We start from the raw sequence: 25,805 nt of genomic DNA, 5'->3' as shown, positions 1-25,805 counted from the left end.
AACAAAAAAACGACAAATAATAATGAAACCTAAAAATTTTTTCTACCTCAAAATGCCAAAATTTTTACAAAATAGCTCGTTCTGCCATTTTTTTAGATTTTGCTTGGATTTTGAGAATATTTATGTTTGTGTTTGTCTTGGGGTTTGATAGTGTTTATTTTTTTTGTATTCGAGGTTTTGCTTGTGTTTTTGGATTTTGTCATTGCGAGATTTTGCGTTTTGCAAAATCGTGGCAATCTATTTGTCTAAATTTTCCTTTTGTCATACTTAAGCGTTAGCGAAATATCTCTATTTGTGTTTTGAAGTTTAGAGATACTTCGGGCTACGCCCTAAGTATGACAATTTTCAGTGTGGATTGCCACGCGTTGCATAAAAATGCAATGCTAGCAATGACAAAATATTTCGCATTTGCTAAATATGGCAAGATTTTGGATACTTTGATTTTTTGGTGAAAAGTGAATATGGCAAAAACAAATTTAATAAAAAAAGCTACCACGCAAAAATCCGCATTAAAGTGGATTTTATGTCGCGTAAATATCATATAAATGGTAGTTTTTGCTAGTCTAGTTCGCGTTTTTTGGGGATTAGCACCACGCAGATAGTAGCCACTGCCATTAGCACAGCAAAGTAGATAAAAAATCCATATTCTATGCCATTTGCCTTAAATTGCAATGCGACATAGTTTGCGCTTCCTCCAAAAGCTGCTGCGCCAATGGTGTAGCTTATCCCCGTGCCAAGAGCCCTTACTTGCGGAGGAAACAAAGTCGTTTTAAAAATCCCAGCCACCGCGCTATAAAACCCAAGCATAAAGCACATAAAGCCCACGATTGCAAAAAGTAATAAAGGTTCTGTTGTCTCTCTCATCAGCAAAAATGACGGATAAATCCCAAAAAATGCAAACACACAAAAAATAAGAAGCGAGTTTTTAAGCCCGATTTTATCGCTTAGCGCACCCATAAAAGGCACGACAATAAAAAGCAAAAAAAGCGCACCTAGCATAATATTAGTTGCGATATGCGCATCTATGCCGTTATTTATCATATAGACTTTAGAATACACCGTGATTATGTAGTAAGCAGGTGAGCACCCAGCAGTGATACCTAGCACCAAAGCCACACTTTTCCACGATTTTAGCAATGCTTTTAGGCTACCCCTGTCTTCGTATTTTTTTAGGATTTCGCTAGAATCATCACTCATAAATGTCCTAACAAGCAGGCTTAATAACGCTAGCACGCCACCTACAAAAAATAAAATCCGCCAGCCAAAATCCCTCATCTGATCTTCATCAAAAAACAAAAACAAAAAACTAATGCTAGCCACCGCTAGTAGCTGTCCGCCGATAAGAGTAAGGTATTGAAATGATGAGTAAAATCCCCTCTTGCCTTTTGGTGCGATTTCGCTAAGGTATGCGGCTGCTATGCCATATTCGCCACCTACTGCTACGCCTTGAAGCAGTCGTGCTAGCAAAAGCAAGATAATGGCTATATCGCCAATGCTATGTTTATCAGGCAAAAAAGCAATGCTAAAAGAACCCAATGCCATAAACACGATTGAGACTACCATAGAGCTTTTTCGCCCGATTTTATCAGCGATAGAGCCAAAAATAGCACTGCCCACAGGGAGCATCAAAAACCCCGCAGCAAACACGCCAAATACCGAAATCTGCTGAATTAGCGGGGAAGTAGCGTTTGAAAAATTATGCGCAAAATACACTGCTGCAAAGCCATAAATATAAAAATCAAACCATTCTACTAGATTTCCACTGCTTGCGGCGATTACGCTTTGGATTCTCTTAGATTCGCTAATGTTTTTGTTAAACTCGTTTTTATCGTGTTTATAGTGCTTGCTGGCATCTTTTTTTAGATTCCATTTTGGTTTAAATTTCATCATCGCACCTTTTTGATTTTAGATTTTTATTTGTGATAGCAAAAATCTAGCACAAATAATATTAGTCTAGCTCGCGTTTTTTGGGGATAAGATAAACGCATATAAGCGAGATAAACGCAAAGCAAGCAAAATATACAAAAAATCCCCATTCAACGCCGTTTTTGACAAAACTTAGCGCGACAAAATTCACACTCCCTCCAAAAATCCCCACGCTTATCATTGCTCCAAGCCCCGCACCTAGTGCGCGGATATGTGGGGGGAAAAGCGAGGTTTTAGAAATGGCTGCCACAGCGGTATAAAAGCTAAGCATAAAGCACATAAAACTAGCGATGATAAATAGCACAAACACGCTTTGTGCCTCACGCATAAGCAAAAATAGCGGGTAGATTCCCACTATGCAAAATCCTAAATACACACTAAGCGATGCTTTAAACCCGATTTTATCACTGACATAGCCTATGAGTGGTATCGCCACGCACAGCACGCATAACGCCCCTAACATAATATTATTTGCGATATGCGAGGCTAAGCCATTATTTATCATATAGATTTTAGGATATGTGGTTATGGTGTAAAATCCTATGGTGCAGCCAGCCGTTACGCCAATGACTAACGCTAGGGATTTCCACGATTTTGCCAATGCCCTAAAACTGCCTCTATCGCTAAACAAAAGTAGATTTTGCGCACTATCATCTCTCATAAATCCACGAAAAATAAGGCTAGCTAATGCCAAAACCCCCCCTGCACCAAATAAAATCCGCCAGCCAAAATCCTTCATATCCCCTTCATCAAAAAACAAAAACAAAAAACTAATGCTAGCCACCGCTAGTAGCTGTCCACCAATGATGGTGGCGTATTGAAATGAAGAATAAAAACTTCGCTTCCCGCTAGGAGCGATTTCGCTTAAATACGCCGCAACAATGCCAAACTCCCCTCCCACCGCTACACCCTGCAAAAGTCTAGCACACAAAAGCAGGATAATCGCGCTATCGCCAATGCTAGATTTATCAGGCAAAAATGCAATCACAAAAGAGCCAAATGCCATACACAAAATCGAGATTATCATCGCTTTTTTGCGAGAATCTTTGTCTGCTATGCGCCCAAAAATGATACTTCCCACAGGTAGCATCAAAAACCCTGCGGCAAAGACGCCAAAGATTTCGATTTGGGCTAGCAGGGGCGAAGTGGCGTTTGAAAAATTATGCGCAAAATATACCGCAGAGAATCCATAAATGTAAAAATCAAACCATTCTATGAGGTTTCCACTGCTTGCAGCAATGAGGCTTGGGATATGGGGTTTTGTTTGCATTGGTAGTCCTTTTTGTCTTGCTATTGCTATACAAAACTTTGATTAGAATTTTGCATAAGCCATTTTGTCGCTTTTTTGTCGCAAACGATATTCAAACCCCAAAATCTAAAACCCCACTTCACTAAAAATCACTTTAGTTTTGACGCTACAAACTAAAGCAAAGGAAACACTTTTTTAGCTATCATTTCTAGCTCTTGACGGACATTTGCGCATTGCACGATTAGCAGGTTTAGCCCTGCTTTGTGGTATGCGCGGATTTTTTCTGCGACTTGCTCGGGCGTGCCGATTAGGTTTGAGCGAAGTCCGCGATTTGAGACGCTGTATTCTTGTTTAGTGATTTCTAAATCAAGTTGAGAGTTGCCCGTAAAATCGCTATATGAGCTTGCATAATCGCTATAATTTTTTATCGTAGTGATTCTTTTTAGCTCATCTTGGGCTTCTTTTTCGGTATCGCGCACGATGATATAAGTCGCCATTCCAAACGCGCTAAAAGGCTCTTTACCCGCTTTTGCTCTGCGTTCTTTCATATCGTTAATCTTTTCCCACACTTCTTCGACCGTGCCTCCGTGCATTAGATACCTATCGGCAAATTGCGCGATTGTAGTGCGCCCCACATCGCTCTCCCCTCCCGCATATACAAGTGGCATTTTGGTAGGTTTTGGCTCGTTATAAGAATCCACGAAATTATAATACTTGCCTTTGTGATTTAGCGGAGTGTCTTTCCAAAATCCCCTTAGCACATCGGTGTATTCTTTGACTAGAGCATATCTATCATCGTGGGCATCAAAGTTGATTCCATATTGTCTTGCTTCCTCTTCCCACCACGCGCTAACCATATTTACACTAAATCGATTCCCGCTGATTTGGGCAATGGTGGCGATTTGTTTAGCTGTGAGGGCGACTTGGTGGTATTGCGGGCGAAGTGCTGCTAAAATCTCGATTTTTTTAGTAATCGCTGCTAGTCCATTTGCGATAGCCCACGCATCAAGCACGGGGGCTTTTTCGCCCTTTATGTCATTTAGGTAGAGTTCAGGCACAAGTGTTAGCACATAGCCTAGCTCCTCCGCGTTTAATGCCAAGTCTTTTATGTATTCCCAACTGCATTGTGTCGTGTCATCATCGACATTTCGTAGCCAGCTACCCCATACAGGTGTCCAATATCCAAACTTCATTTTCATTGTTTGCTCCTTTTTTGTAGTTTGATTTACGCTGTTTGTTTGGCGTTTGTTTTGTCTAATTGCTCGCGCAAAAACTCCACGATTCTATCGCTTGCAGCTTGCTTGCCCTGTGCGCGCAGAGAATCCTCTACGACTTTGTTGTAATTTGTATTTGTGTTTATATCATACACTACGATTTCGCCATTTTGCGTTTCGATAAACTCCACGCCAGCAACTTGGATTTTGTGCAATTTTAAAAATTCCTCTAGTTGCTGCACTAATGGCGTGTTTTCGTTTATATCCTCACGCAGGCTAAATTTGCTAACCCCGCCATTATTGCTGTTTATATCGCACGCTGCCCCTGCGATTTGTGGCAAAATCTCTTTGTTAGATTCTGCATTTTGTCCGTCTTCTAGCGCGCAGGCATCGGCTGGACATAGTTTAAACGCACCTCCGCTTGTATCCACGCGCACCGCATAGTGAAATCTACCACCGATAAATTCTACTCTAGTGATAAAAAGCTCTTTAGAGCGGACATATTCTTGCAGTAGCGTAACGCCATCAATGGGCATTTCAAACTCGCTAGATTCTACATACTCCCTAAACTCTTCAACACTATCAAATCGCCGAACGCCTAGCCCTTTGCCACCTTGATTGTGCTTAGTGATAAATGGCGTTTTAAGTCCCTTTGCCCGCTCTAATAAATCCTCTTTGCCAAAAACAGCGATGGTTTTTGGCGTGCGAAATCCCGCTTGAGATAGGGCTAGATATTGTCGCACTTTGCTTACTTCTAGCTCTAGCACGGAGCTACCATTTATCACCGTTCGGTTATTGGATTCTAGCCACGAGAGGATACTTCGCCCATATTCTTTAGAGAACGCATTATCACGCGTGTGGCTTGAAGCAGAAATCCTGCTCCAAAAAACCCCTTGAGGTGGCTCTTTGTCAATATCTATACTGCCATTTGTGAGTATAATCTCGCCAAACTCCACCCCCGCTCGCTCAAACGCTAGCGCAAAAGGTGGAATCCACTCGGGATTTTCGTGCAAGATATAAATGCCTTTTTGCAAATTGTTATATAACATAATCTGCCTCCTTTTTAGATTTTACTCTGCCTGTGCCTGTGTAGTCATCTATGCTAGATTTTGCCCCGCCTACGCGGTATTGCGAAGCAATATGAGAATAATCAAGCCTATCGCCTTTGCCAAATAGCTTGTGTCGCAAACTCCCCTCGACATATTGTTGCTTATACGCGCCTCTTTTTTGTAGCTCTGGCACGACAAAATCTACCACATCTTGTATCGTCCCCGGCGTTGTAGCATAGGCTAGGTTAAACCCATCTGCATCGCTATAAGCGATAAACTCTTGGATAATATCTGCGACTTTTTGTGGGCTACCTATGATTTTTGGTCCTTGAGAACCTATGCCTGATAGCTTTATCAAATCGCGCAAAGTCCAAGTCTTGCCCTCATCGGTGGTGGAGTTTGTGAGGGCTTCGACTTGCGCGACTATGGCGTTTGATTTGATATTGCTTAGCGGGTCATCTAGCTCATATCGGCTTAAATCAACTCCAAGCCAACCAGAATTTATCACCAAAGCCCCCTCTGTGCTTGCGTATTTTAGCAAGTCTTTGTATTTTGCCTGTGCTAATTCTTCGTTTTTATCGGTAATGATTGTAGCTAAAAGGTAGATTTTTGCGCTATATGGGTCTCTCCCTGCTTGCACTAGCGCGTCTCGCACTTGTTTTACGGCGATTTTTGCGTATTCTTTTGTGGGTGGTGAGATAAATATCGCCTCTGCGTGAGTGGCTGCAAATTTTCGCCCACGCACAGAATTTCCCGCTTGAAAAAGCACAGGTGTGCGCTGAATGCTAGGCTCACAAATATGGATCCCGGGGACATTAAAATACTTGCCCTTATGCCCTATGTGGTGGATTTTGTTAGGATTTGCAAAAGCACCACTATCCCTATCTAAAATCACCGCTTCATCTTCCCAACTCCCCTCTAATAGCTTATAAATCACCTCCATATATTCATCAGCTAGCTCATATCGCTCATCGTGTGGAAGTTCGCTCTCTCCCATATTTTTATTGGCACTTGGCAAATACCCCGTTACGATATTCCAGCCTACGCGTCCTTTTGTGAGGTGATCTAGCGTGCTAAGCCTCCTAGCAAAAGGAAATGGATGCTCAAAAGGCACGCCAGCAGTAATACCAAATCCTATATGTTTAGTCGCTGCTGCTCCTACTGCGGCTAACTGCACAGGGTCATTTACAGGCACTTGCAAAGCCGTCTTTAGCGCACCTAAATCATTGCCACCATACAAATCATACACGCCAATCACATCAGCGATAAAAATCGCATCAAATAGCCCTTTTTCGGCGATTTGTGCGATATTTTGCCAATATTCTATATCTTTGTAGCGCAGGGCTTGGTCATTTGGATACCGCCAAAGCCCCGGGCTTAGATGGCTTATGCAGTTCATCTCAAAAGCATTAAAACTAATCTGCTTTACGGGCTTGCTCATTGTTACTCCTTAAGATTTATCTACCAAAATGTAGATTTTGGTTTGTTTAAGATTTTAGGGTTTTTGTCTTGCTTTTGGATTTTGGGGTTAGATTTTCTCGCTATTTTTGATTCGCTATTTTGTTTGCAATTTATCGCTAACTTGTCGCTAAAGCCATTAAAATCTAAGCATAAAAACACAAAATTTTGCAAAAACCTTGAAGTGCATTCTATCTTAAAAATGTAAAAACACAATATGTGTTTGCAAAAAATTGCAAAATTTTTCTCAAATGTTTCATAAAAACACAATATGTGTTTGGTAGATTTTGTGTTTTAGCTACTTTTGACATTTGTTTTTGTTATAATTCGCGTTTGTAAATTGTATTTACACACCAAGTTGCACGCTAAATGCGTGCAATATCTACAAAATGGAGAAGCTACAATGAGTACACAAAATCTAAAAGAGCGACTAAACAACGATTTAAAAGAGGCGATGAAATCTGGCAATACATTTTTGCGAGATACTTTGCGACTGCTAAATGCAGACATAAAGCGCGTGGAAGTCGATACACGCGAAGTGCTAGATGATGCCAAAATCATATCAATCCTACAAAAAGCCTCAAAACAGCGCAAAGACGCCATAGAGGCATACAAAAAAGGCGGACGAAATGATTTGCTAGACAAAGAGCAAAAAGAGCTAGACATCATCACTAGCTACCTGCCTGCCGAGCTTAGCGATGATGAGCTAAGGCAAAAGCTAGAATCTATCATCAAAGAAATAGGTGCTACAAGCCCAAAAGATATGGGCAAAGTAATGGGCGCAACAAAAGGGCTAAATGCCAATGGGAGCAGAATCTCACAAATGGTAAAAACACTTTTGGGACAAGCATAAATCTACAAACATAAAATCTATGCGCAAACATCGAGCTTTTGGAGATTATTATACGCAATAAAGTCGCTCGTATTTTGCAAATACTAGATAATGATTTTGTAGCAAAGCAAACGATAAGATTTTGGTGCGATACAATAAACGAGCATAAAATCCACGAACGCACTTCTTAAATCTTAACTCGCTTTGATTTGAAAAATACTAGCGTTTTAATCGCAAAAGTAAAATGCGTAATCATCAAAAAGCTATCGTTATCTACGCGCCTTTTTGCACGATAAAAAATCGCGCTTTTTTTTGCAAATCTTTACAAAGCTAATGCAAACTGCACTTCTAGGCTTTCTACTTGCCAAATTTTAGCCAAGTCAAAATCGGTGATTAGATAGCGACAAAATAGAAGCATTTTTAGAATATATGATAAAAGCCTTTGATAGCGAGTTAGTGGGATATTTTCGTTGAAGTTTGCGTGATTTTATGAGTTTTAGGGGTGGCAGTAAAGCACCGCTTTTAATGAATGGGGATTATATCATTTTTGACTTATGCTCTAAATAGCCAAATTTTCATAGTTTTAGTGATTTTTGATAATCGCTTTGGTATTATTTATACGCTTTGGTGGCGTTTATGCGTTTTTGCTTCCACAACACTACGGATTTTATCACTTCTTTTTGCACCGCGCTAATGAAAATTTCCATAAAATCAAAGGCGATTTGGTTATTTTGATTCACGGGTAATTTTATTGTCATTTGCTTTGCGATTTGTCTGTTAAATTTATTTGCATAATCAAACAGCCCAAAACTTGCCTTTCTAAATAGCACGACAAAATAAAGCAATGCGTATTTATTCCATTTGTCCGAATCTTGAAGCGGATAAAGCCCTTGTATGTGAGAATATCCTATAAAATCTCGTGGCTGATAAAAAATCCCCTCCGAAGTTGTGGTGTCGCTGTAAGTTATCATATTTCCCTTTTCTGTCGGCTCTAAATCCACATAGCCACTTACGCCATTATTTAAGCTAGAATTTGTAACCACAGGGACATTGCCTTTTGTCGCAAATAAAGTCGTGTTTGTCATTTTGTAGGCTTTTGTAGGTTTGATTTCAAACAAATCACCGATTGTAAATTCACGCCATTGGAGATTCAAAGCGTCATTGCGAGGATTTACCCACCCCCTAGCCCCACTCGTGCTACGGGAGGGGGAATTTACATTGTCATATTGAGGCTGTGAAAAAGCCGAAATATCTCTATCGCTGTTTTTGTGAGATACTTCGCTACGCTCAGTATGACAAAAAGTCGTGTGGATTGCCACGCTCGCTTCGCTTGCTCGCAATGACGAGGCAAAAATCGCTAATGCCTCTCTCTCTTGTGCGTTTAACTCATAGTCGTTTAGTCCCGTAACCTCTAAATATGCTTCTAGCTCTTGTATTCTCTCTGCTTCTAGCTCTTTTATATACGATTCCATAAAATCAAAGGCGATTTTGCCATCTATCGTGGGGAGTAAAACTTTATGATTTTCCAAACTGCCCATTCTGTATTGTTTGCCATAGCCATATTTTGATTTGTCTTTATTGATTATCGTGCTTATGAATCTCAAATGATATTTATTCATAGGCTTTTTTGCATTCAAAACCAAAATATTGTCATCGCAACAAAAATTTTCAATATGCACAAAAGAATTACAAAACATATCAATCGTAATGGCATTGTTAAAAATTTGCTGATTTTGATTGCTAATAAATTCTTTTACGCCTTGATTAAATTCTCCCGCTGTAAGCAATGGCAAGTCGCCTTTGATTCTCGCACTTTTTACAAGTCGCGTTCCTCGCACATAATTAAATAAATTGATTAACTTAAATTCCTCCCATTTGCCACCTTGCGCGATAAAGTCTGCTTCAAGATTTGTAAGATTCGCACTTATTTGAGTTACGCTAAAGACAATCCTTTTTTAAGACTTGTGAGACTTCCCACGCGAGATAGTCGCTCACACATTTTTTGAAGTCTTGCAATGTGGGCTTAGAATCTATCTTTTTATGTTGCGCATAAGTCCAATCCTTGCCCTCTAAATTTATACTATCCTCTATCACACATTCATCAAAATAATGCGTGTCTTTCTTGCGATTTAGCACAATATCGACAATCTCTTTATATCTCGCTTTGGCGTCTATGTCTTTGAGATTGACATTTAGCCCCGATTTTTTGCGATTTTGCCGCTCATAGCCGTCATTGCTAAAATCGATAAATTTCACTATCTTATCTTTGTCGTGTGCCTTGCCGACTTCAAAGAGATAGATTGCGGTTTGCACGCCTGATTTACCCATAAAAATATCTGCCATTTTGATACTAGCTATAAGTGTGCTATGAGTTAGAATCTCTTTTGTATAGGGCAGTCCATTGCCACTTCCTGCGTTTTCTTGGATTAGCACGGCGGCTTTGCCATTGCTCATCTTTTTTAGGGCTTTGGCTACGAAAATAAAGCCCTTGCCTTTGGCAGAATACGGTGGATTTAACAAAAATATATTTGCGGGGAAGGCTTCGGGTTTGTTATTTGTATTATCGGGGTAGTTGCCATTAAATTCCTCTAAACTATCTTGGTTTAGGACATTTGCGCTACCATCGCCCATCAAAATCATATTTAGAATGGCTAAAAGCGTAATATCTTGCCGTTTTTCTATGCCTAAAAGCTGACGGGTTTTAATGTGAATGATTTTTTCGCGTAAAATATCTTGGCTTTTGATTGAATCTTGGGCATCTTTTATCATTAGCTTCATACTAGAAATCAAAAATCCGCCCGTGCCTAGCGCATAATCCCACACAAAGCTATCTTTATTGACTTCACAAAGCCTAGCCATAATCTCGCACACATAACGCGGCGTTAGCACGACATCGTTTTTCTCGCCATCGGGAATATCCACATAGCGATTTAGCACATTAAAAAGCTGTCCTGTAAAATCTAAATGGTATTTGTTGTTTGCCAAATAGGGCATTATATTATCTAGCACCATTTTGTAGATTTTTTTAATGTGGCTCTCTGCATTGCGTGGTTTCCATAAGTGATAATCCACAAAAATCCCGCGCAAGACATTCATAACCATATCTTGCTTCGTTTTGGATAGATTTTTTTCTTCTAAAAATCCTTTGATTTTGCGGAGCATTGTCTCGCTGTCATTATCGTTTGGATTATCCTCGCTTTTTAAATCCTCTAGCTTTAACGCGCTTAATCTACTCTCAACGCCAAGTGCGGACATAATCATACCTACGATTAGCTTCACTCTCGCGCCTACGCCGACATTTTGAATATCACTATAAATGGTTTCATTGATATTTTTCAGGCGAATCTCCATTTGGGATTCTATCTCTTTGGTTTTTGCTTCGATTTCTTGCTCGCTTAGAGCCAAATTTGCAATGCGCTCATCTAAATCATCGCTTGTTAGGAAGCTCAAATCACTAAAATCGCCTAGCTTTTGGTAAATATTTGGATTTGATACAAGATATACGGCATATTCTAGCTTTAGCTCGCCTGCTTCCTCATAGCCGTTTATGCCGATAGCTAGGCATTCTTTAAAATTTGAATAAAAAGTGAGTGCATCAGCATAGTGAATCGCTCCATTTAGCGCGTATTTTTGTATATTTGCAAAATGTTTGTCGCCATTTTCTTTAAAGTTTTCTATGGATTGTATTTGGGATTGAAGCGAAGATTCTCTAAATTTGGCTAAATCGCCCCTTTTGCCCTTGCACTCAATCATCACAGGGAGGTTTTTTAGCCCTTTTGTGGTAATCATACATTGAATATCAGGGTAGTTTTTGCCCTTGCCACCGCTTTTGCTTGGGTATTTTTCTAGGGCTTGGGCTATATCATCGTTTAGCTTTTGTGTCTTTGTGTAGTATTTAATGCCTTTAGAATCTAAAAATCGCTTGATAAAATCTTCGACTCTTTCCTCGTAGCTAGATTCTCTTTTAGAATGTTTAGTAAGAGTATTGAGGGGGGGGGGGGGTGAAATGATCGCTTGTGTAGTTGTTTTGATTGCTTGGATTATTTGGCATTTGCGTTCCTTTGTTTTGTGTATTTATGTTTTGTAGTAATGTATTTTTGCGTTTGCTAAATGTGTTTTATCAAAACAAAAAACACGAAATTATAACACTTTAATTTTGCATAGGCATTTTTTAGGTTATTTTTTGGTAATTTTTTTATTTTTATACGATTTTGCGTTTTTTATTACGAGTTTTGCAAAGAGATGGCAGAATCTAAGGACAAACTTAACAAAATTTTTGTAAAATGCTTGTCTTAGTGCTTTTGTAAGATTTTGTAAATGATTTTATCAAAAGTGGCAAACCAAAAAAGACAAAAGCGCAAAAAAGCAAAACCCAAAAAGGAGTCCAAATGTTCCACGAATACCGCGAAGAAATCAGCAAGCTAAAAACCAGCGATGCACATTTTGAAAAGATTTTTGATGAGCATAATGACTTAGACCAAAAAATCCAAAATGCCGAAAATGGCTTAGAGCCGCTATCAAATACCGAAATAGATGTGCTAAAAAAGCAAAAACTTCGACTAAAAGATGAAGTATATGCGATGATTTTAGAATATCGCAAGACACAAAAATAGCGACAATTTCACAAAGCGGGGTTTAGCCACGCTAAAATAGCGAAAAACCCCAAACGATAAAACAAAATCTAAATAACAAAATATGAAAGCCACCAACGCAAGAAGTGCAGATGAAAGAAAATCTAGCTACGCATAGTCCATCTCCACATAGCCTTACTCCACAATCGCAAAAAAAATCTACCAAAAAAAACTCCAAAAATAAACCACCTACCAATCCTGCTAAAGACATTGCTACCAATCTAGTCAAACCAAAAAACGCAAAATCTACCACAAACATAAAATCAAACCGCCCAAATCACACAGCCCCAAACGACACAAACAGCAAAAAAATAGATTCTACCACACCAAAAAAACTGCAGAATCTGCAAAACGCTATCCCAAGCGAGATTATAAGCGCGTTTGAAGCTACGGATTACAATCGCACGATTGCGCTTTGCACGGCGTTTTTGAGCGAAAATCCTAGCGCACCGCAAGTGTGGTTTGTATGCGGTATGAGTCTTTATTATCTAGCAAATATCCCACGCGCCATAGAATCCCTCCAAATCGCCCTAACCCTAGCTCCAAATGATGAAAAAATCGCGTTTAATCTAGCGGAGATTTTGCGACAAAATGGCAACGCGCTAGCTGCGATTGAAATTTTAAGCTCATTTGTGCCTTGCCAAAATGGCGATGTGTATTATAACCTTGCGCGTGCGCTAACCACGCAAGCAGAGAGCCTAAACGCACAAAAACTAATGCAAGCAAGCAACTCCCCAACAATGAAAAATTTACAAAATCTAACCACTTCCCAAAACAGAAAAAGCGCGCAAAATCTAACAATGTCAAGCAATAAAAAAGAAAACAAACAAAAAAATAACCCTGCAAATGATATGAGTGATTCTATCTCGCTAGAGACGCTTACAAATCCGCAATATTTCATAAACCCCTACGAGCCACAAGTAAAGCCAGACCCAAAATCTAATCTCTTGCTAGCCCAAGCAAAGCAAGCATACAAAGTCGCCATAGAGCTAAATCCAAATGATAAAGACGCCATATACAATCTAGCGAATTTGCACGCCAAAGATAGTGAATACAGCGAAGCTATCGCGCTATATCAAGTATGTGGCACGCTAAATGCCAAACTAAATCTAGCATTTTTATACAACCAAATCGATGAGGGCAAAAAGGCGTGTGAAATCTATGCAGAGCTAGAATCTGGCTTTGCTAAAGAGTGTGGATTTTTGCCTTTAAGTATGGAGGGAAAAGAGTTTGACAAAGACGCGCTAGATTCGTATTTTCGTAGCAATATTTTGCCAAATATGCCAAAAAAACGCACGCAAAAACATATTAGCTCCATTCAGCAGTTTGATGAAGCCACGCTAGAAAAAATCGCCACCTACAAAAGCCATATACAAGAATCTAGCACGCCACAAAAGCATATTTCACAATTTTATTTCAACTACGCAAACACCGCACGATACGCAGGGTTTAATATGCTTTCATTTTATCTGTATGGCTGTGCGTATTGCCTAGATGCAAATCCGCTTTGCGCGATAAATTATGCGCATTTAGCACTTAGTTTGCAAAATTTTTCGCTTGGATTTAAGCTATATGAGGAGCGATTAGCATTAGAAAAAGCTGATGTGTTTAATGCAGATTTTTTTGCTTCAAGCAAATATTTGCATAGCTTAAGTGGCGACCCAAACCAACTCCAAACAATGCTAAAAGGCAAAAAAGTGCTGATTTTTAGCGAGCAGGGGTTTGGCGATATGATAATGTTTGGGCGATTTATTGATGCTTTGAAATGCGTGTGCGAATGCAGGGTGTATCTATGCGTGCGCGATGAGCTAAAAGGACTTTTTAGACTGCGCTACAATGTCGTAGAGAGGGATTTTTGTGAGTTTGATTATTGCGTGAGTGCGATGAGTTTGGCATATATTTTGGAGGTAAAATCTCTGCAAGATTTTAGTCAAAATGAAAGCTATCTAGCAGGCTATCTAGGCAACAAAGCTAGGGGGTTTGCAAACAATGATTTTGTAAGTAGTGATTTTACATGCGGAGATTTTGTGAGTGAATATTTGCCAAAAAGCACAGATAATAAGGATTTTAACTCCGCGCATTTTACAAATGGTGTAAATAGTGCAAATGACACAAATCAAGCAAATGAAGCAAATGAAGCTTTTAAAATCGGTTTTTTCTTTGCCTCCACTTCAGGCTCTTCAAATGCTAAAGACAAATCTATCCCACTAGATTTTATATTGCCCTCTCTTTTGCGCGTGCAACATTTGCTAAGCAACGATACACAGCATAATTTGCAACAACATTTCACAAAAAACACAACAATAGAGCTACATTGCTTACAGCCAGAATCCCTGCTACAAAACCACGCAAAAACAAATATGGCACAAATCAAAAACAATGCCTTAAACACAAATCTACATAAAAATAACAACAATCACAACATAAAATTTTATGATTTGCATAGTTTTTTAGACACGGCAAAAGTGATGAGCGGGCTTGATATAATCGTAAGCATTGATTCTGCGCCTGCGCATCTAGCTATCGCGCTAGGAGTGCCTTGCTTAGTCATAGCGCACAAAAGATATGATTGGCGGTGGGAAGAGATAGGCAAAAATATCACCTTGCAAAAAGAAGCACAAGATAGCAAAGCAAACTTTAGCGGGCTATGTGGCGGGGAAGTGCTAGCTCAAGGGAGGAATGGCGATTGGTCGCAAGTATGCGGAGCATTAGAATCGTATTTGGTAGATTTTGCTAAAAGAAGCAAAATCTAAAACCTTGCAAAGCCCATAAAAACTCCATAAAAACCTGCAAAAATGACAAACCATATTTTTTTAGATTTTTTATTGCAAAAACACTGCAAAAACACGGCAAATACACGAGGCAAAACACTACAAATATACTGCAAAAACACTGCAACATAAAGTTTTGCAAATAAAGTTGCGCGACAACAATCAAATCGTGCGATTTTGGGCTAAAAATGTGCTACAAAATGATTTTGCGATTTTTGATTACGCGCTTTTTTGGGCAGGGCTTTTAGAATCTAAATTTTGCATATTTTGCAAACTTGTCAAACTCTCCAACTCTTCCAAACTATGCAAACTATCCATATTTTTTATGCGATTTGTTACGCTATTAGGATTTTGCAAACTGCTTAATGAATGCAGGCTTTTTTTGAATTGCATATCTTTTATTTGTTTTCGCACAGCGTAGCGATTTTTCTCCACTTCTTTATGCAGCATATAGCCGATTACCACGATTGGCAAGGCATACAAAGCAACAATCACAGACATAAAAACTCCTTTTTGTTTATTTGCGTTTTTTATTTGTCGTTAAAACCCGCTTTCAAAGCAACTTTTAAAACTTTGTGCAAACAATGCTTTTTGCAAAAAGTTATTTGCGCTTTTATGTCGCTAAAAAGCAAGAGACATTCCACATAAATAAAACTCACAAAAGCTAAAATCCTTTTTGGCTTTTTTTGTGTTTTTTTTTAAACCAAAATCCTCCCTTACAAATTGAAGTTTTAAAAAATCGATTTTGGCAAATGAATTATGATAAGTCGAAGTTTTGCAAAATCAAAATTTAGCAAATGGATTTTCATAAACTGATTTTATAAGTGATTTTACGCCAAATCAAGCCACGCTAATCCATCTAGCTCCTCCACAGCTAAAACCTCATCTTTGATACTATCGCTTACCAAAAAATGACTTTTAAACACATATTGCCTCCCCTCCTCTTTGATGATGATATGTAGCTCTCGCGCTCCTGCGTTTGATTTTGCTAAGCTAGAGATTTTTTCTAGTTGCTTTGGCTGTATGCTCGTATTTAGCACAAGTCCTAGCGGACAGCCATGCCCAAATCCCACTTCTTTTATGCCCGCTGGAATCACATCTTGATTGTCATAATTTTCTATATTTTTAGCTTTGTATTCTATGCGCACGCGTTGTTTTTTTGCCTCCTCAAATGGCAATATGTCAAACACGCGCACTTCGTTTTCTTCCTCGCGCTCATCGATTCTGCCCTTTAGCACCACAGGTTTATTTAAATCCATCATATCTAGCTTTAGAAGCGTTTGCTCAAAGATAGTGATTTCTAGCTCGCCGTGCAAATCAATCACTTTCAAACTTCCATAAACCTTACCACTTTTTTTGCCTACTTTTTTTGCTATGCTCATCACTTTTACGATAAGCAAGACATTTGAGCCGACTTTTAGCTCTTCGATTTTATCGATTCCCACCACGCTTTTGATGGATTTGATTTCTTTTGCGTATTCATCTAGGGGGTGTCCTGTGATATAGATTCCTAAGCTCTCATACTCGTATTCAAGCATTGTTTTTGTATCAAACTCTTTTATGTCCCTAAAATCAAATATGACTTCAGATAGCTCCTCTTTTGAATCGCTAAAAAGAGAATCTCCAATGGTTTCTTCTAATTTTTGTTTGTTGCGACCGATTTCACAAATCGTGTCAATATGCTTCATCATACACGCTCGGCTAAACCCTAGATTATCCAAGCTACCTGATTTTATCAGTGGCTCTAAGGAGCGTTTATTTAGCCTTGTGAAATCCACTCGTTGCACAAAATCCTGCAAGTTTTTAAACTTGCCTCCGATTTTGCGCGTCTCAATAATATCACTTATGACATCTTTGCCCACGCCCTTTATCGCCCCAAGTCCAAATACGATTTTTTTGGTGCTAGATTGTGTCGCGCTAGAATCTGTTTGGTTAGACTTATCCTCATTAGATTCTATTGTGCTAGAATCTAGCTCATTAGATTGCGCTACATCTGCCACACCAAAAAACTCTACGGAAAGATTGACATGTGGAGGCAAGACTTCTAAGTTCATATTGCGCGTTTCTTGGATATATTTTGCTACTTTTGTGATTTTGTCAGATTCTACTGTAAGCTGGGCAGCCATAAACTCGTGCTTATAATAAGTTTTTAGATACGCGGTTTGAAATGTCAGCATCGCATAGGCTGCAGAGTGAGATTTATTAAACCCATAGCCTGCAAATTTAACAATTAGCTCCCATAATTCACTTGCCTTTGTGCCATCGTGTCCATTTTTTATCGCACCTTTGACAAATTTATCCTTGTTATCTGCCATAATTTGTTCATCTTTTTTCCCCATAGCACGGCGGATTAAGTCTGCTTCGCCAAGAGAAAATCCACCGATAACTTGCACGATTTGCATTACTTGCTCTTGATAGACTATCGTCCCATAAGTCGCCTCCAAAATCGGCTTTAGCACCTCAAACATATAAGTTACTTTTTTTAGTCCGTGCTTGCGGTCGATAAAATCATCTACCATACCTGATTCCATAGGTCCGGGTCGCCCTAGCGCGATAATGGCGATAATATCCTCAAAATTGCTAGGCTTTAGCCTGCGAGAGAGTCCTTGAAACATTCCAGATTCTATTTGAAAAACTCCTAGCGTATCGCCACTTTGGATAAGCTCATATACTTTTTTGTCATTGACATCTACTTGGGTAAAATCTATGGTTGTGCCATATCGCTCTTTGATTAGTTTTAGCGTATCATCAATCTGCGTTAAGTTTTTTAGCCCCAAAAAGTCAAATTTCACCAAATCCACAGGCTCTAAATACTTCATCGAATACTGCGTAACAATCACTCGTTCATTATCTTGTGGCTTTGATTCTTGCGAGTCTTGCGAAGTTTGCTCTTGAGTAGAATCCATATTTGTCGCATTAGAATCTATGTTTGCCACATTTTGCGCGCTAGATTCTGCGTTGTCGTTTTCATTTGCGCTTTGTGCTTTTGATTTTTTCTTTTTTTTCTTATTGCGAGAATCTAGCAGGGTAAAAAGCGGAATCTTATTCCACAATTCTTGCTCGCTATCTACCACGATAGCCGCTGCGTGCCTGCCTGCGTTGCGATTAAAGCCTTCAACTTTTAATGAGTTTTCCCATACTTTTTTGGCAAGGGGATTTGATTCTACCAATGCTTTTATTTTTGGCTCTAGCTCCCACGCACCTTTTTTAAACTCGCCATTTTTTTCATAGCCTTGTAGCGTGATTCCTAGCTCATCGGGGATTAGTTTTGCAAACTCATCTGCTTCTTTATAGGGCATATCTAGCACGCGGGCGACATCGCGTATCACGCCTTTTGCTAGCATTTTATTAAAAGTGATGACTTGGGCAACATTGTATTTGCCGTATTTATCCACCATATACTTGATGACTTCTTGGCGTCTGCGCTGACAAAAATCCGTATCAATATCAGGCATACTCACCCGCTCAGGATTTAAAAACCGCTCAAAAAGCAGATTGTATTTTATCGGATCAATATCAGTGATATGCAGGCAAAACGCCACTAAGCTACCCGCTGCGCTTCCCCTGCCCGGTCCCACAGGGATACCTTGCTCTTTGGCATATTTGATAAAATCCCATACGATAAGCATATATCCGGGGAATTTCATCGAAGAAATGATGCCTATTTCATATTCTAGTCTATCTTTATAGATTTGGTGTTTTTCTTGTGGGATATTTGCTAGTCGCTCTTCTAAGCCCTTGCGAGCTTTGTATTTAAAATACTCTTCGTCATTATCAATATCTAGCCCCTCTTTTTTGGCATATTCTTTGGTAAATTTAAAACTCGGTGGAGTGGGTGGGTTGTTTTTGTCATCTTTTAAGTCGATTTTGAAATCCTTGCATTTTTCTGCGATTTCTTGGGTGTTTGCTATGGCTTGTGGTATATCTGCAAAAAGTCGCTCCATTTCTTTAGCGGATTTTACATAAAATTCTTTGACAGAATGGCGCAGTCGCTTTTGGCTCATAGTCGTGCCCATTCCTAGACACATTATGATTTCTTGGAAATCCGCGTCATCTTTTGTGGCATAGTGCGCGTCATTTGTGGCGATGACTTTTATGTCGCATTCTTTTGCGATTTGCAAAATCTGCGTGTCGATATTTTCTTGCTCTAAGATTCCGTGTCGCATTATTTCTAGATAAAAATCCTCCCCAAAAATATCTTTATATTCTAGCGCAGCAGCTTTTGCAGCTTCATAGCCTCCCGCGCCTCGAATTATATTTTTTTCGGTTAGGTTTAGATTCCAATCCACTTCGCCAGCTAAACACGCACTTGAGCATATAAGCCCTTCACTTCGCTCACGCAAAATCTTTTTGTTGATTCTAGGATAGAAGTAAAATCCATTGATAAAAGCTTGAGAGCTAAGATACATTAGGTTTTTATAGCCTACTTCGTTTTTGGCATAAAGACATAGATGAAATCTCTGTTGCGTGGCTTTATCGCCTATATTTTCGTTATTATGCAAGTAGGCTTCCATACCGATTATGGGGTTTATGCCGTATTTTTTCATTTTCGTATAAAAATCAATCGCGCCAAACATATTTCCGTGATCAGTCATCGCCACAGAAGTCATACCTAGCTCTTTTAGTCGTTTTGCTAGGACTTCTAGTTTATTTGCGCCATCTAGGAGTGAATATTCGGTATGTAAATGTAAGTGAGTGTAGCTCATCGATAATCCTTTTGTCTTAGTAGATTTTATGCGTTTTAGGGGGGCTTTTTGTAAAAAATGTGGCATAAATTTACGCCAATAATTTAAGGCGATTTGGTGGGGTTATTTATGAGATATTTTGACAAATTTATGCTACAAAATCACAAATAAAATATCATAATTTTTGCGTATTTTTTGCTAAATTTTTTGGATTTTTAATACTAGATAAATATGAATTAAATCTTTTTTATCATAATTTAGCTAAAATTGATAATTGATAGATTTTGGCTTTTTTATCGCTTGCAAATCCACTTCAAATCCAACTCAAAAGGAGATAAAATGCGATTTTACCCTCTTTTTCTAACCTTTTTTTATGCTTGTTTTTTTTACGCAAATACTTTTGTAAAAACATTTGTAAAGCCGTTTTCAAAGCTATTTGCACGACTTTTTGGAAAATCTTTTGTGGTGATTTTGTGTGTAGGATTTGTAGGTTTTGCGCTTCAAGCACAAACTCCTAGAGAACTTATCGAAGAGGCAAAAGATGCAGGGCTAATCCCTATGCCTCAAGGCAAAGATTTAGAAGACTATCAGCGACTAAATATCGAAAAGCAAGGCATTATCAAAAACTATTCTCCCAAAATGACGCCCACTCAAATAGAGCTAGGCAAAAAGCTTTTTTTTGAGCCAAGATTATCCCGCTCGGGCAATATTTCCTGTGCTAGTTGCCACAATCTAGGGCTAGGCGGGGCAGAGGTTTTGCCCGCTGCTATCGGGCATAAATGGCAGTCAAACCCCCAACACCTAAACTCCCCCTCTGTTTTTAATACCCTTTTTAATCGCGTGCATTTTTGGGATGGAAGAGTGAAAGATTTAGCCCATCAAGCCCAACAACCACTAAAAAATCCCGTAGAAATGGCAAATACGGAGCGAGACATCATCGCCACGATAAAATCTATCCCAGCTTATGTCAAAGAGTTTCAAGCCGCCTATGGCAATAATGTCGTCATAGATTTTAAGCTAATCGCAGATACGATTGCGCTATTTGAAATGACGCTAAATACGCCTAGCAGGTATGATGATTTTTTGCGCGGGAATGTCAAAGCACTAAGTTTGCAAGAGCAAGAGGGTTTAAGCCTTTTTATCGAAAAAGGTTGCACCACTTGCCACAAAGGCATAAATCTAGGTGGCTCTATGCAGCCTTTTCAAGTCAAAAAGCCTTATGAGTTTGCCCACATAGGTGGATTTAAAGGCAACAAAGATGGCGAAGTCAAAGTCCCAACTTTGAGAAATATCCTGCATACTGCGCCGTATTATCATAATGGGCAGTATTGGGAAATAAAAGATGCTATAAAGACAATGGGCGAAATCCAGCTAGGCAAAGTCATCGATGATGATGAAGCAATGAAAATAGAGAAGTTTTTTGAATCTTTGAATGGAAAATATCCTAATATCATTCAGCCTATCTTACCACCTAGCACGCTAAAAACTCCAAAGCCAGATTATTAGGATTTAAAATATAAAGCACAAAATCTTTGATATAAAGAGGATTTATAAAATCTGCGTGCAAAAAGTATGGATTACAAAAAGCAAAATCTTAAAGATTTTAGCTTTTTTGTAGTTCTTTTGAAAAAAATACCAAAAGCCCAGCTAAGATTATGCCTAGCCCTAGTATCTTTTGCCACGAGATGGGTTTTGCTACTAGCCCAAATACACCCAAATAATCAAGCACCAAACTTGTGATAAGCTGTCCCACAAGGGCTAGCAAAAACATATTTAATAGCCCGATTTTAGGAGCTAGCAAAATCGTGCCAAAAACAAAAAACGCGCCTAGCACACCACCTAAAAATTTCCACCACTGATGAGAGAACATCTGCTGTGGGATAGATTTTATGATTTCTGCATTTAGCGCACCGCTAAAATACGCCACTAAGCCTAGACAAATCGTCCCAATCCCAAAAGAAATAAGCGCAGATACAATAGAACCAAGCTGAAGCGAGATAAAAGAAGTGCTTTGCAAATAGCGAGCAAGGGCAGCATTTATCGGGGCTTGAGTAGCGATAGCCACGCCCATACATAAAGCGATGATATAATACATAGCATTACTCCGTTTTTTAGATATTAGCAAAATCTATGTTACAAAATCTTGCATAAAAATCTTAGTCTTTGCGATAAACAAGGATAAGTCCGCCTAATATAATGCCTAAAATCCCTATAAACACCATAGCACTAGGAAAACTATCTCCCAAAAAAAGCCCTAAAATAAACGAAAACACGACATCAAGGTAGCTAACGCCAGCTACGATTCCAGCTTTTTTTGCCACACCATAGGATTTTGTCGTGTGGATTTGATAGATTGTCCCCACAGCTCCCATAATGATGATAAAAATCCACGCTTTTAGGCTTGGCATCACAAATGGCGCAAGCATAAAATCTAGCTCCTTTGGAGCGTAAAATTCTGCGACTATCATTGAGATAAGTGGCAATAAAGCTCCCAAAAAAATAAATGAAAATGCCACATATTCCGTAGGATAAAATTTGCGCAATTTGCGCACACTCACTAATGCTAACGCCGCAAAAAATCCGCTTATAACGCCTATAATAGAGTTTTTTAAATCAAAGCCTGTGTGCATATCAGGGTGTGTAAAAGGCTGTGAGACAAGCAAAACTCCACCAAAAGCGATAAAAATGCCTATCCACCCCTTTAGCCCCACTCTCTCGCCAAATACAAAAAGTGCGATAAGTGTGATAAAAATAGGCGAGGTTTTTTGAAAAGCAAATGCCCCGCTAAGCGATATGCTAGAGACATTGTAAAAAAACAAATATAGCGAAATCGCCCCTGTAAGTCCGCGAAAAAATAATAGCCAAAAATGCCCGCCTTCTTTGTGGATTTTGACTTTGCTAAGCAAGTATAACATAAAGGCTACGCCTATGATATTGCGAAAAAACATCACTTCAATGCTAGGCAATCCCTCGCTACTTAAAATCTTTGCACATGCCCCCACAAGCGCAAAATCTAAACAAGCAAGCACCATAAAATATACGCCAAGATTGTGTTTGATGACTTTTAACATAGCTAACCTTATGTGTTTTTACATAAATTTGTTTGGTTTCACATTTTACTTTATAAAAGAAAATCATTAGATTTTGCTAAGCACCAATATAATCCCGCTACTAATGATGCCTAAAATCCCCATAAACACCATAGCACTAGGAAAACTATCCCCCAAAAAAAGCCCTAAAATGAGTGAAAATACCACATCAAGATAGCTAACGCCTGCTACGATTCCAGCTTTTTTTGCTATGCCATAGGATTTTGTCAAATGGATTTGATACAATGCACCTAAAATGCCCATAACAACGATAAAAATCATAGATTTTAGATTTGGCAGGTTAAACTCACAGATGATAAAATCTAGCTCTTTTGGAGCGTAAAATTTGCCAATCATCATTGAAGCTAGTGGCACAAGTGTGCCAACTGCCATAAATGATAGCGCGATTTTCTCCGTAGTATAAAAATGTCTAAGTTTGCGCGCACTCACCACAGACATAGCGGAAAAAAATCCACACAGCACGCCTAAAAGACAATTTTTTGTGTCAAATCCTGTGTGAAACTCTTCGCTTGCAAAAGGCTGTGCCACAAGCAACACACCACAAAAACCAACCAACACCGCAAGCCAGCCTCTAAATCCTATACTCTCTCTAAATACAAAAAAAGCAATAAGTGTGGTAAAAATAGGCGCGGTTTTTTGGAAAGAATACGCCCCGCCAAGCGTGATATGCTCAATATTGTAAAACAATAAATAAAGCGATAGCACACCTGATACCCCGCGAAATACCAAAAGCCCAAAATGCCCGCCCTCTTTTGATTTAAGCGTGGATTTTTTGAAAAGATAATAAAGATACATAGCTGCGATTAGGTTTCTAAAAAATACCACTTCAATGCTAGGTAGCCCCTCACTACTTAAAATCTTTGCACAAGCCCCCACAAGCGCAAAATCTAAACTTGCAAGCACCATAAAATATACACTTAGATTATGTTTTATAATCTTTAACATAAATGTCCTATTTTGTAATGTTGGCTTTTGTGGCAAAAAATATAAATGAGGTTTGCTTCGTTTGTGTTTTGTTTGTAACAATGATTTAGTTTAAGGTTTTAGCTAGATTTTGCAATGTTGCTACACATTATTAAGAAAGCAAAATCTAGCATCGATTTTGCAAAAGCATTTGTTAAGACACTTTGAAAAATCCAATATTTTCTTTGAGTTTTGTAGAGATATTTTCCAAATCCGTTACTGCTCTAGAAGTTTTATTCATAAGTTCTGTGGTATTGCGTGAAATTTGCACCATTTCGTCCATTTCTTCGCGGATATGTTTCACGCTTTCATCTTGATGTCTTGAAGAATCGCTGACATCTTTTGCCTTTGCTAGAGAATCTGTCGCTTGCTCTTTTATCTCATCTAGCACAGAAGCGGTTTGCGTGGCTAGCTCGATACTTTTTTGTGCCTGTGGGACAGCTTGATTCATCGCTTGGGCTACGGTTTGGATTTCTTGACTGATATGTGAAATCATCGCTGAAATCTGCGAAGTAGCACCGCTTGTGCGCTCTGCTAGCTTTCGCACTTCATCTGCGACTACGGCAAAGCCTCTGCCGTGCTCACCTGCTCTAGCTGCTTCAATAGCTGCATTTAGAGCTAGCAGGTTTGTTTGGTCGGCGATTTCTGCGATGAGAGAGGCTGATGAGCCTACTTCGCTAGATTGTTTTTCTAGCTCTAGGATTTGATTTGCAGAAGAGATTACCATTTGTGTAACGGCTTCTACGGTCTCTTGGGTATCTGTCATCGCCTCTTGTCCTTTGCGAGATAGGGCTAGGGTTTTTTCGGAGTTTTCCTCTGTTTGTTTGGCGATTTGAGCGATTTGGGCTATGCCTTCAGAGATTTCTACGATTTGTTTTGCAGAGTTTCTAGCCGTTTCGCTTTGCGTGATAGAGGCTTTTTGAGAATCCGAGCTAGCACTTGCGACAAGTTGGGTATTTTTAAAAATATCATTTGCAGAGAACAAAATCTCGCCTACGATTTTTTTTAGTCTCTCTTGCATAGCGGCGATTTCGCCTAGCATACCTATGTTGTTAGATAGATTTTCGCTCAAATCCCCGCCTGCGATAAGTTTCACACTGCGTGAAGCCACGCTTGGCTCTCCGCCTAGCAACCTCACAAGATAGCCTATGATAAACCACACGATAAGCACGCTAGCGACTATGGCTAAAATCGCACTGATGATAAACACCCCTCGAAATACTGCTACGGCATTTTGCACCACAGGGGTAACAGCTTGATTTTTGCTCTCTTCTAAATCAATAAATTCATTGATGGTAGCAAGCCATTCTACAAACAGCGGGCGAGCTTTGTTTAGCGCATTTATAGAGGCTATATCATCGCCAGATTTTTTTGCTTCAAGGATTTGTGCGATGATGGGGCGTGCGCGTGAATCTATATCATCTATGCGTCCTAAAATCTCTTTTTCTACCTTGCCAAGCCCATCTTTTTTGTTTTCAAAAGTGTTTTTCATTCTATCTCGTGCATTTTCGTATTTGTCTTGTAGCTGTGAGATGGAGCGGTTTAGTTTGTTTAGCGTGGCGGTGTCATTTATATCTGTTAGCACCACATCTCGCACTTCGATAGATTCATCATGCACACTCCCACGAAAATCAATCGCAATGCGTTGTTTTACAGAATTTACTTCGTTGATTTCTGTGAGTTTGTCTCTAATAGAGCCGATTTGTATTATCGCATAGATACACACAAGCAACATTATCGCTACTAATGCTGCATATCCAAGCCCTAAAATCACAAATACACTCATAGGTTTTTTTGCCATATTTTATCCTTTTTGCTCTTTTTTGTTTTTATTACAAACTCTTTATCACAAACTCCACTACTACCCCAAAATCATATACCAAAAGCAATCTGGGGATTATAGCATAAAATCCATTT

Annotated in this window: 16 protein-coding genes and 2 pseudogenes; 4 read left to right on the top strand and 14 right to left on the bottom strand. The window is 39.2% G+C overall.

The window, feature by feature from the left end; genetic code table 11:
* Positions 1-558 precede the first annotated feature (558 nt).
* The 5 genes from ACWIX0_RS06235 to ACWIX0_RS06215 form a co-directional block, all read right to left on the bottom strand.
* Complete coding sequence (locus ACWIX0_RS06235) at positions 559-1,887, bottom strand: MFS transporter (RefSeq protein WP_454172874.1); 1,329 nt, start codon at positions 1,885-1,887, stop codon at positions 559-561.
* Between the two features lie 61 nt (positions 1,888-1,948).
* Positions 1,949-3,196 (bottom strand): MFS transporter, encoded by a 1,248-nt coding sequence (locus ACWIX0_RS06230; RefSeq protein ID WP_454172873.1) that lies wholly within the window; start codon positions 3,194-3,196, stop codon positions 1,949-1,951.
* Between the two features lie 152 nt (positions 3,197-3,348).
* Positions 3,349-4,374: an LLM class flavin-dependent oxidoreductase gene (locus tag ACWIX0_RS06225; RefSeq protein ID WP_454172872.1), complete on the bottom strand. Its 1,026-nt coding sequence runs from the start codon at positions 4,372-4,374 to the stop codon at positions 3,349-3,351.
* A gap of 26 nt (positions 4,375-4,400) precedes the next feature.
* Positions 4,401-5,438, bottom strand: coding sequence for an ATP-grasp domain-containing protein (locus tag ACWIX0_RS06220; RefSeq protein ID WP_454172870.1), 1,038 nt, complete (start codon positions 5,436-5,438; stop codon positions 4,401-4,403).
* On the bottom strand, positions 5,428-6,879 hold the full coding sequence (locus ACWIX0_RS06215; RefSeq protein WP_454172868.1) for an LLM class flavin-dependent oxidoreductase: 1,452 nt from the start codon (positions 6,877-6,879) through the stop codon (positions 5,428-5,430). The genes ACWIX0_RS06220 and ACWIX0_RS06215 overlap by 11 nt, the downstream gene beginning before the upstream one ends.
* Before the next feature lie 420 nt (positions 6,880-7,299).
* On the opposite strand from ACWIX0_RS06215, the gene ACWIX0_RS06210 reads away from it, so the two are divergent.
* Entirely contained in the window at positions 7,300-7,749 is a 450-nt protein-coding gene (locus ACWIX0_RS06210; RefSeq protein ID WP_454172866.1) for a GatB/YqeY domain-containing protein, read from the top strand.
* Between the two features lie 590 nt (positions 7,750-8,339).
* On the opposite strand, the gene ACWIX0_RS06205 is transcribed toward ACWIX0_RS06210, so the two are convergent.
* Both ACWIX0_RS06205 and ACWIX0_RS06200 read right to left on the bottom strand, forming a co-directional pair.
* Entirely contained in the window at positions 8,340-9,620 is a 1,281-nt protein-coding gene (locus ACWIX0_RS06205; RefSeq protein ID WP_454172897.1) for a restriction endonuclease subunit S, read from the bottom strand.
* Between the two features lie 46 nt (positions 9,621-9,666).
* Positions 9,667-11,517 carry an HsdM family class I SAM-dependent methyltransferase gene (locus tag ACWIX0_RS06200; RefSeq protein ID WP_454172864.1) on the bottom strand — a complete coding sequence of 617 codons (1,851 nt, stop codon included), beginning with the start codon at positions 11,515-11,517 and terminating at the stop codon, positions 9,667-9,669.
* Between the two features lie 599 nt (positions 11,518-12,116).
* Here ACWIX0_RS06200 and ACWIX0_RS06195 point away from each other — a divergent pair.
* Complete coding sequence (locus ACWIX0_RS06195; protein ID WP_454172862.1) at positions 12,117-12,341, top strand: YdcH family protein; 225 nt, start codon at positions 12,117-12,119, stop codon at positions 12,339-12,341.
* 110 nt (positions 12,342-12,451) lie between these two features.
* Positions 12,452-15,112: a tetratricopeptide repeat protein gene (locus ACWIX0_RS06190; protein ID WP_454172861.1), complete on the top strand. Its 2,661-nt coding sequence runs from the start codon at positions 12,452-12,454 to the stop codon at positions 15,110-15,112.
* Between the two features lie 237 nt (positions 15,113-15,349).
* On the opposite strand, the gene ACWIX0_RS06185 is transcribed toward ACWIX0_RS06190, so the two are convergent.
* From ACWIX0_RS06185 to dnaE (ACWIX0_RS06175), 3 genes and pseudogenes are all read right to left on the bottom strand, one after another.
* Positions 15,350-15,631 (bottom strand): hypothetical protein, encoded by a 282-nt coding sequence (locus ACWIX0_RS06185; protein ID WP_454172859.1) that lies wholly within the window; start codon positions 15,629-15,631, stop codon positions 15,350-15,352.
* A gap of 629 nt (positions 15,632-16,260) precedes the next feature.
* Positions 16,261-18,027: pseudogene (gene dnaE / locus ACWIX0_RS06180) on the bottom strand (DNA polymerase III subunit alpha); the annotation flags it as partial.
* 126 nt (positions 18,028-18,153) lie between these two features.
* A pseudogene (dnaE, locus tag ACWIX0_RS06175) lies at positions 18,154-19,836 on the bottom strand (DNA polymerase III subunit alpha); the annotation flags it as partial.
* A gap of 318 nt (positions 19,837-20,154) precedes the next feature.
* Between dnaE (ACWIX0_RS06175) and ACWIX0_RS06170 the strand changes: the two are divergent.
* Entirely contained in the window at positions 20,155-21,321 is a 1,167-nt protein-coding gene (locus ACWIX0_RS06170) for a cytochrome-c peroxidase (RefSeq protein WP_454172857.1), read from the top strand.
* 97 nt (positions 21,322-21,418) lie between these two features.
* Here the strand turns inward: ACWIX0_RS06170 and ACWIX0_RS06165 are convergent, their stop codons facing one another.
* From ACWIX0_RS06165 to ACWIX0_RS06150, 4 genes are all read right to left on the bottom strand, one after another.
* Entirely contained in the window at positions 21,419-21,910 is a 492-nt protein-coding gene (locus ACWIX0_RS06165; protein WP_454172855.1) for a DMT family transporter, read from the bottom strand.
* A 61-nt stretch (positions 21,911-21,971) separates the two neighbouring features.
* Positions 21,972-22,886 carry a DMT family transporter gene (locus ACWIX0_RS06160; protein WP_454172853.1) on the bottom strand — a complete coding sequence of 305 codons (915 nt, stop codon included), beginning with the start codon at positions 22,884-22,886 and terminating at the stop codon, positions 21,972-21,974.
* A gap of 66 nt (positions 22,887-22,952) precedes the next feature.
* Entirely contained in the window at positions 22,953-23,870 is a 918-nt protein-coding gene (locus ACWIX0_RS06155; RefSeq protein WP_454172851.1) for a DMT family transporter, read from the bottom strand.
* 172 nt (positions 23,871-24,042) lie between these two features.
* Positions 24,043-25,689, bottom strand: a complete 1,647-nt coding sequence (locus tag ACWIX0_RS06150) for a methyl-accepting chemotaxis protein (RefSeq protein WP_454172849.1) — start codon at positions 25,687-25,689, stop codon at positions 24,043-24,045.
* Positions 25,690-25,805: the final 116 nt, after the last annotated feature.

The sequence above is a fragment of the Helicobacter sp. T3_23-1059 genome (genome assembly GCF_053654515.1).
This window is presented reverse-complemented; position numbering and strand designations above follow the sequence as displayed.